Genomic DNA, 1,672 nt, shown 5'->3' with positions numbered 1-1,672 from the left:
CCTGGGAAGGCACCTGCATTGTGCTGTTCGATGCGTGGCGCGAGATCGTCACCCGTGGCGCTCCCGACGTAGAAGGAGTTGTCGGCGCAGCGAAGCATGTAGACGTAGATGCCCATTGTGATGATCTCGCGCGTACGCGTGGATCAAGAATGGCGTGAATGTGACGACAGTCAATGGGCAAAGTAACCCGTCATCCTGAGGAGCGCGCTCTTGCGCGCGTCTCGAAGGATGTACGGCCCAGATGTCCCAGCGCGCTTAGATTCTTTCGCGGCGGCAACTCGGCCGTCGATCCTTCGGCGCTGACGCGCCTCCTCAGCGACTGTGTTCTTCGTCAAGCGGGTTGCCATGGTTTTTGGTCCCTGAGCATGGCGTTGAGGGTGGTGAGAACTTTGCGCGCAACGGCGATGAGGGCGACCATCTTGGGCTTACCAGCGGTCACCAGGCGCCGATAGAAGACCTTGAGCTGCGGATGGTATCGGCTGGCCGACAGAGCGGCCATGTAGAGCCCGGCGCGCAGCTTGGCTCTTCCGCCGCCGATCATGCTCTTGCCCTTCCAGCGGCCCGACTGGCGGGTGAACGGGGCAAGACCGGCGAGGCTCGCGATCTGGCGCCGATTGAGTGCGCCGAGCTCCGGCACCTCGGCAAGGAAGGTCCGCGCGAGGGTGTTGCTCACGCCAGGAAAGCTGACCAGCAGTTCCTCCTTGGCGCGCCAGACTGGCGAGCCGCGCACCAGCGTGTCGATGTCGTTGTCGATCTCCGGCAGCTCCTTCTCGAGGACCTTGATATGGCGGGCAAGGCTCTTGCGGACGCGGACATTCTCGGCCCGCTTCTCGCGCTGACGCTCGGCAACGATCATCTCGATGATCTGCCGTCGGCGACTGACCAGTTCAGCCAGCAGCCGGGCTTCCTGATCCGGCATGGCACGTGGCTCCGGCTTTACGGCCTCGACAAACCGCGCGATGACTGCCGCATCGATCGGGTCCGTCTTGGCACGCTGACCAACCGCCTGCGCGAAGTGCCGGATCTGGGCCGGATTGACCACCACCAGCGGCAGCTGAGCGCCCGCCAGCGCAGCAGCGACGATGGTCTCGAAGCCGCCGGTTGCCTCCACCGCAATCAGCGCTGGCGAGATCACCTGCAAGCGCGCAACGAGCTCTTCCAAGCCTTTGCCGTCACGCGCCACGGCAAAGGCTTCCCCGCTCGGACGCACATGCACGTCCAGCCGGTCCTTCGACACATCAATGCCAACGTAGATCGCGTCCATCTGCACCCCTCCTTGCGCAACCGGGCTCGCCAGGCGGCCCTCGCGACTGTTCGGGTTCAATGGAACAACGGACGGGGCGCCGCGCTGAGGATCGGGCTTCAAAGCCCTGGGATGAAGCGGTCTCCCGTCCGCTACCGCACCGGACACTCTATCCGATCCGGCGATTCGAGACTTACAAGGATGACGGTTCTGGATGGGCGCGGACGCCTACGGCCTCACGTAACTCCAGCCCTGCTCCTGCAGCTCCATCAGATGGACCACGCCCGACGGTACGATGGTGGCGTCAGGGACGACGGCGATCGCGTGGCCTTCGGCCTTCTCCCTGCCCTGCCTGGTGTTGTTGCAGGCGGAGAACTGGATCTTGCCCGGGAATACGAGATCCTTGAGCCGCCTGATGCGGTCCTGCAC

The 1,672-nt window shown here is 64.2% G+C and carries 2 protein-coding genes and 1 pseudogene; all 3 read right to left on the bottom strand.

All coding sequences use genetic code 11. The features are described from left to right. Nucleotides 1–116, bottom strand: a 116-nt coding sequence (locus tag WA702_RS01245) for a GIY-YIG nuclease family protein (protein WP_425108704.1), incomplete at its 3' end; no start/stop codon positions are given. 215 nt (nt 117–331) lie between these two features. Next, complete coding sequence (locus tag WA702_RS01240) at nt 332–1,264, bottom strand: IS110 family transposase (RefSeq protein WP_375777642.1); 933 nt, start codon at nt 1,262–1,264, stop codon at nt 332–334. A gap of 207 nt (nt 1,265–1,471) precedes the next feature. Beyond that, nucleotides 1,472–1,672: pseudogene (locus WA702_RS01235) on the bottom strand (hypothetical protein); the annotation flags it as partial.

The organism is Bradyrhizobium sp. (assembly GCF_049798375.1).
GTDB lineage: Bacteria > Pseudomonadota > Alphaproteobacteria > Rhizobiales > Xanthobacteraceae > Bradyrhizobium.
The sequence above is the reverse complement of the archived record's forward strand: the minus strand, read 5'-3'. Positions and strand labels throughout refer to the sequence as shown.

Excerpts from the sequence above, each read along its gene's own strand:
- WA702_RS01240 (WP_375777642.1), bottom strand. The coding sequence starts at position 1,264 with ATGGACGCGATCTACGTTGGCATTGATGTGTCGAAGGACCGGCTGGAC.